General features: G+C 68.6%; 7 protein-coding genes. 2 read left to right on the top strand and 5 right to left on the bottom strand.

Annotation, left to right across the window (positions count from 1 at the left end; translation table 11 throughout):
- Positions 1-101: 101 nt before the first annotated feature.
- Complete coding sequence (locus N790_RS03505) at positions 102-581, bottom strand: peroxiredoxin (protein WP_043800814.1); 480 nt, start codon at positions 579-581, stop codon at positions 102-104.
- Positions 582-724: 143 nt separating this feature from the next.
- Here N790_RS03505 and N790_RS03510 point away from each other — a divergent pair, with 143 nt between their 5' ends.
- Entirely contained in the window at positions 725-1,165 is a 441-nt protein-coding gene (locus N790_RS03510; RefSeq protein WP_043800817.1) for an Hsp20/alpha crystallin family protein, read from the top strand.
- A 101-nt stretch (positions 1,166-1,266) separates the two neighbouring features.
- Positions 1,267-2,142 (top strand): DnaJ C-terminal domain-containing protein, encoded by an 876-nt coding sequence (locus N790_RS03515; RefSeq protein WP_043800821.1) that lies wholly within the window; start codon positions 1,267-1,269, stop codon positions 2,140-2,142.
- Between the two features lie 112 nt (positions 2,143-2,254).
- Here the strand turns inward: N790_RS03515 and N790_RS03520 are convergent, their stop codons facing one another.
- The 4 genes from N790_RS03520 to sucB all read right to left on the bottom strand — a co-directional run.
- Entirely contained in the window at positions 2,255-2,623 is a 369-nt protein-coding gene (locus tag N790_RS03520; protein WP_043800823.1) for a response regulator, read from the bottom strand.
- 61 nt (positions 2,624-2,684) lie between these two features.
- A complete protein-coding gene (locus N790_RS03525; protein ID WP_043800825.1) occupies positions 2,685-3,677 on the bottom strand; it encodes an oxidoreductase in 993 nt (330 codons plus the stop codon).
- 79 nt (positions 3,678-3,756) lie between these two features.
- Complete coding sequence (gene lpdA, locus N790_RS03530; RefSeq protein WP_043800827.1) at positions 3,757-5,181, bottom strand: dihydrolipoyl dehydrogenase; 1,425 nt, start codon at positions 5,179-5,181, stop codon at positions 3,757-3,759.
- Between the two features lie 2 nt (positions 5,182-5,183).
- Positions 5,184-6,042, bottom strand: an 859-nt coding sequence (gene sucB, locus N790_RS03535) for a dihydrolipoyllysine-residue succinyltransferase (RefSeq protein ID WP_043800829.1), incomplete at its 5' end; no start/stop codon positions are given.

Here is a 6,042-nt window from a genome sequence, read left to right on the forward strand (position 1 = left end):
TTAGCAAGACGCCGGGCAGACCTGACCTGCGTGCGTGGGGCGGCGCTCGCCGTCCCGCCGCATGACGTGCGCGCAGCGCACGCCCGTTGTACATCAGGAAATCAGCCGAGGTGCTCGAGCACGTAGTCGGCGGAAGACACCTTGAACTCGCCCGGCGCTTCCACGTGCAGCTGCTTCACCACGCCGTCCTCGGCGTAGAGCGCGAAACGCTTGGCGCGCAGGCCCATGCCGAAGGCGGTGGCGTCGAGTTCCAGGCCCATGGCCCGGGTGAAGGCGCCGTTGCCGTCGGCCAGCACCAGCAGGTCGGCCGGCACGTCCTGGTCCTTGGCCCAGGCGCCCATCACGAAGGCGTCGTTCACCGACAGGCAGGCCACTTCGATGCCGCGCTTGCGGAACTCGTCCATCTTCGCCACGTAGCCCGGCATGTGCTTGGCCGAGCAGGTCGGGGTGAAGGCGCCCGGCACCGCGAACATCACCACCTTCTTGCCGCCGAAGATCTCGTTGGTGTCCAGCGACTGCACGCCGTCGCGCAGCACGTTGAGGGTGGCCTGGGGAAGCTTGTCGCCGACCTGGAGGGTCATGGTGGACTCCGGAAAAGGTATGGGTAAACCGCAAGTTTAACCGCCTGCGGTGAAGGCCGGGTGGGGGCCTTGAAGGCTGGCCGGCCGACCCTACTTTCCCGGCATGGCGGCCACCGCGCCGCCGATTCCACGGAGGACGAGACATGAGCCTGATCCGCTACAACGCCAACCACCCGCGGGCCCTGCAGGAGGAGATCAAGCAGGTGTTCGACAAGTTCTTCAACGCCGACGACGCCGACGCGTCCAGCGTGGTCACCAGCCAGTGGATGCCGCGCGTGGACGTCAAGGAGGAGGCCGACCGCTTCGTCATCCAGGCCGACCTGCCGGGCGTGGACCCCAACGAGATCGAAGTGCAGATGGACAAGGGCATCCTCTCGATCAAGGGCGAGCGCAAGACCGAGTCGGTGACCGAGGGCGACCGCTATTCGCGCATCGAGCGCGCGCACGGCGTGTTCTACCGTCGCTTCGCGCTGCCCGACAGCGCCAACCCGGAAGGCATCACCGCCACCGGCAAGCACGGCGTGCTCGAGATCATCATCCCCAAGCGCCCCGAGACCACGCCGCGCCGCATCCAGGTCGGTTGACCGGGTTTTCCGCCGCGGCCCGGGTGCCGGGCCGCGGCCCCCGCGCGTAGACTGGACCCGCGGGCGCGTCCCGTGGGTCTTTCTTCTTCCAAGGGCAGACGATGCAGTTCAAGGACTACTACGACACCCTGGGCGTCGAACCGACGGCCGGCGAGGCGGAGATCAAGACCGCCTACCGCCGGCTCGCGCGCAAGTACCACCCGGACGTGAGCAAGGAGAAGGGCGCCGAGGAGCGCTTCAAGGCCATCAACGAGGCCTACGAGGTGCTGCGCGACAAGGAGAAGCGCGCCGCCTACGACCAGCTCAAGGCCCAGGGCTACCGGCCCGGCGAGGAGTTCCGGCCGCCGCCGGATTTCGGCGCCGGCGGGTTCGGCGGCAACGGTTTCCGCTTCGAGCAGGATTTCGGTGGCGGTGGTTTCAGCGATTTCTTCGAATCCCTGTTCGGCGGGCGCGGCCCCGGCCGTGGCCGGCCCGGGCCGCCGGGCGACACCCGCGCCAAGCTGGCCATCCCGCTGGAACTGGCCTACGCCGGCGGCAAGCAGCGCATCGAGGTGGACGGCCGCAAGCTCGAAGTGAACATCCCGGCGGGCATCCAGCCGGGCCAGGTGATCCGCCTGGCCGGGCAGGGCCAGCGCGGCGCCGACCTCAAGCTGGAGATCGACTACCGACCGCACGGCGAATTCGAGGTGGACGGGCGCAACGTGCTCTACACGCTGCCGCTGGCCCCTTGGCAGGCCGCGCTGGGGGCGACGGTGAGCGTGCCCACCCTGGGCGGCGCGGTGGAACTGCGCGTGCCGGCCGATTCCGACACCGGCCGCAAGCTGCGCCTGCGCGGCCGCGGCCTGCCGGGCAAACCCGCGGCGGGCGACCAGATCGTCGAGATCGAAGTCCGCGCCCCCAAGGCCGCCACCGAGGCCCAGAAGGCCCTGTACCGCCAGATGTCCGAAGCCTTCGACTTCGATCCGCGCAAGGCTTGAGGAGCGGGTTTGTTTGAGTGGAAAAGAAAAAGGGCCCCTGGGGGCCCTTTTTCATGAATCGGCTCGCTCTTGCGCCATCCGCGTCCATCCGCGGCAAAAGCGCGCTTGAAGTTCAACCGCCGGCGAGCAGGCTGTTGATGACTTCGATGAGCTGGCTCTCGTTGAACGGCTTGGTGATGTAGGCCTTGGCGCCCTGGCGCATGCCCCAGACCTTGTCGGTCTCCTGGTCCTTGGTGGTCACCAGGACGATGGGAATGTGGGCCGTGGCCGCTTCCTTGGAAATGGCGCGGGTGGCCTGGAAGCCGTTGAGGTTCGGCATGACCACGTCCATCAGGATCAGGTCGGGCACGTTGGCCTTGGCCATCTCCACGCCGGCGGCGCCGTCTTCGGCGGTCAGGGCCTCGTGGCCCAGCTTTTCAACAATGCGCTTCATGCCCATCAGCTGGGACGGGGAATCATCGACGATCAGGATGCGTGCCATGAATGGGCCTCCAACGGGTAGGTGATTGTATGCCGGGGGGGCGGTCGGGGTGCAAGCCGGGTCAGAGACGAACGACCGTTCGTCCGAAGGAACCGCCGGCGAGCATGGTCGGGAAGACCTGGGGGAGCTCGTCGAGGGTGGTTTCGCGGGTGCAGATGGCGTCCAGGTGGGCCGGCTTCCAGGGGCCGGCCAGGCGCTCCCAGACCTGCTCGCGCTGGGCCCGCGCGGTGCCGGCCGAGGCGATGCCCAGCACCGACACGCCGCGGATGATGAAGGGCATCACCGTGGTGTTGAGCGCGTGGCCACCGGCCAGGCCGCAGCTGGCGATGTTGCCGTAGGGGTGGATGACGCGGGTCAGGCCGGCCAGGGTGTCGCCGCCGACGCTGTCGATGGCGCCGGCCCAGAGGGCGGTTTCCAGGGGGCGCGGGCCCCAGTGCATGTCCTTGCGGTTGATCACCTGGCGGGCGCCGAGGCGGGTGAGGAAATCGAGGTGCTCGAACTTGCCGGTGATGGCGTGGGCTTCGTAGCCGGCGCGGCTGAGGATGTCGATGGCCAGCATGCTGACGCCGCCGGTGGCGCCGGTGACCACCACCGGGCCCATGGCCGGCACCTGGCCGTTCTGCTCCATGCGCAGCAGCGACAGGCCGGCGGTGAAGCCGGCGGTGCCCAGCACCATGGCCTCGCGCAGGCCGAGGCCGGCGGGCAGGGGAATGGTCCAGTCGGCCTGCAGGCGCACGTATTCGGAATAGCCGCCGTCGCGGGTTTCCGACAGGCCCGAGCCGGTGCACAGCACCGGGTCGCCCTCGCGGAAGCGCGGGTCGGTGGAAGCCACCACGTGGCCGGCCACGTCGATGCCGCCCACCAGCGGGAAGCGGCGCAGGATCTTGCCTTCGCCGGTGCCGGCGAGCGCGTCCTTGTAGTTCACGCTCGACCATTCGGCGCGCACCACCACTTCGCCGGGCGACAGGTCGTCGAGCGACACCGCCTCGATGCCGGCGCGATGGCCGTCGGAGTGGTGGATGCGGAAGGCGCGGAACGTGGCGGGGATGCTCATGGCGGGGTCTCCTTGCGCAGCGGCGCTTGAAACGCCGAGAGGCGCCCGGGGGCGCCTCTCGGAAGGGTACACCAAGCGGTCAGTTGGCCTTGTGGATCGCGCGCTTGTCCACGGCCATGGCGGCGTCGTGGATGGCCTCCGACAGCGTCGGGTGGGCGTGGCAGATGCGCGCGAGGTCCTCGGCCGAGCCGTGGAATTCCATGGCCAGCACGCCTTCGTGCACCAGCTCGGACACGTTCACGCCCACCAGGTGCATGCCCAGGATGCGGTCGGTTTCCTCGTGCGCGATCACCTTGACGAAGCCGGCCGGCTCGCCCATGGCCACGGCGCGGCCGACGGCGGCGAACGGGAAGCTGCCGGTCTTGTACGGGGTGCCCTCGGCCTTGAGCTGCTGCTCGGTCTTGCCGACCCACGCAATCTCCGGCTCGGTGTAAATGACCCAGGGAATGGTGTCGAAGTTGACGTGGCCCGGCAGGCCGGCGATGAGCTCGGCCACCGCGATGCCTTCCTCGAAGCCCTTGTGCGCCAGCATCGGGCCGCGCACGCAGTCGCCCACCGCCCAGATGCCCTCGACGCCGGTGGCGCAGTGCTCGTCCACCACGATCTGGCCGCGCTCGTTGAGCTGCACGCCGGTGCCCTCGGCCAGCAGGCCCTTGGACGCCGCCTTGCGGCCCACCGCGACCAGCAGCTTGTCGACCACGAGCTCGTGGTCGGCCTTGCCGTCGTTGTAGGTCAGGTGCACTTCGTTCTTCTTCACCTCGGCCTTGGAGACCTTGGCGCCGAGCTTGATGTCCAGGCCCTGCTTCTTAAATTCCTTGAGCGCGACCTTGGCGGCTTCCGCGTCGGCCGCGGCCAGGAAGTCGGGCATGGCCTCGAGGATGGTGACCTCGGCGCCCAGGCGCTTCCAGACGCTGCCAAGCTCGAGGCCGATGACGCCGGCGCCGATCACGCCCAGGCGCTTCGGGACTTCGGTGAAGTCGAGGGCGCCGACGTTGTCGACGATGTGCTTGCCGTCGAACTTCGCGAACGGCAGTTCGATGGAGTCGGAGCCGGCGGCCAGGATGACGTGCTTGCCCTGCAGCTCGACCTCGGTGCCGTCGTGCTGCTTCACCTTCACCAAGCGGTTCGGGTGCAGGGTGCCGAAGCCGTAGTAGGCCGTGATCTTGTTGGCCTTGAACAGCTGGGCGATGCCGCCGGTGAACTGCTTGACGATCTTGTCCTTGCGGCCAACCATGGTCGCGACGTCGATCTTCGCGTCCTTGGCGGTGATGCCGTGTTCGCCGAACAGGTGCTGCAGGTTGTGCCACTGGCGCGAGCTGTCGAGCAGGGCCTTGGAGGGCACGCAGCCGATGCGCAGGCAGGTGCCGCCCAGCGCCGGCTTGCCGTCCTTGCCCAGGGCGGCGTCGATGCAGGCGACCTTCATGCCCAGCTGGGCCGCGCGGATGGCGGCGTGGTAGCCGGCGGGGCCGGCACCGATGACGACGACGTCGAAGTTCTCGGCCATGGTCAGAGCCCCAGCAGCATGCGGTGCGGGTTTTCCAGCTGGTTCTTGATGTCCACCAGGAACAGCACCGCGTCCTTGCCGTCGATGATGCGGTGGTCGTAGCTGAGCGCGATGTACATCATCGGCGCGATCACGACCTGGCCGTTCTCGGCGATCGGGCGCTCCTTGATGGCATGCATGCCCAGGATGGCCGACTGCGGCGGGTTGACGATGGGCGTGGACATCAGCGAACCGAAGGTGCCGCCGTTGGTGATGGTGAAGGTGCCGCCCTGCAGGTCCTCGAGCTTCAGGCCGCCCTCGCGGGCCGCCTTGGCGTAACCGGCGATGGCGCCCTCGACGTCGGCGAAGGACATGTTCTCGACGTTTCGCAGCACCGGCGTGACCAGGCCCTTGTCGGTGGCCACGGCGATCGAGATGTCGGCGTAACCGTGGTAGATCACGTCGTTGCCGTCGACCGAGGCGTTCACGATCGGGTGCTTCTGCAGCGCATTGGCGGCGGCCTTGGCGAAGAAGCTCATGAAGCCGAGCTTGATGCCGTGGGTCTTCTCGAACGGCTCGCCCAGCTCCTTGCGCATGGCCATGACCTTGCCCAGGTTGACCTCGTTGAACGAGGTGAGCATGGCGATCGAGTTCTTCGACTGCATCATGCGCTCGGCGATGCGCTGGCGGATGCGGGTCATCGGCACGCGCTGTTCCGGGCGGGCGCCGCCGCCGGAGGTGACGTGCTTGACCAGGTCTTCCTTGGTCACGCGGCCGCCGCGGCCGCTGCCGGCGACGTCGGCCGGGTTCACGTCGTTGCGCGCGGCGTAGGCGGCGGCGCCGGGCGGCAGCTCGACGCCGGACTTGGCGGCGGGCGCGGCG

The organism is Arenimonas malthae CC-JY-1 (genome assembly GCF_000747075.1).
Classification (GTDB): Bacteria; Pseudomonadota; Gammaproteobacteria; order Xanthomonadales; family Xanthomonadaceae; genus Arenimonas; species Arenimonas malthae.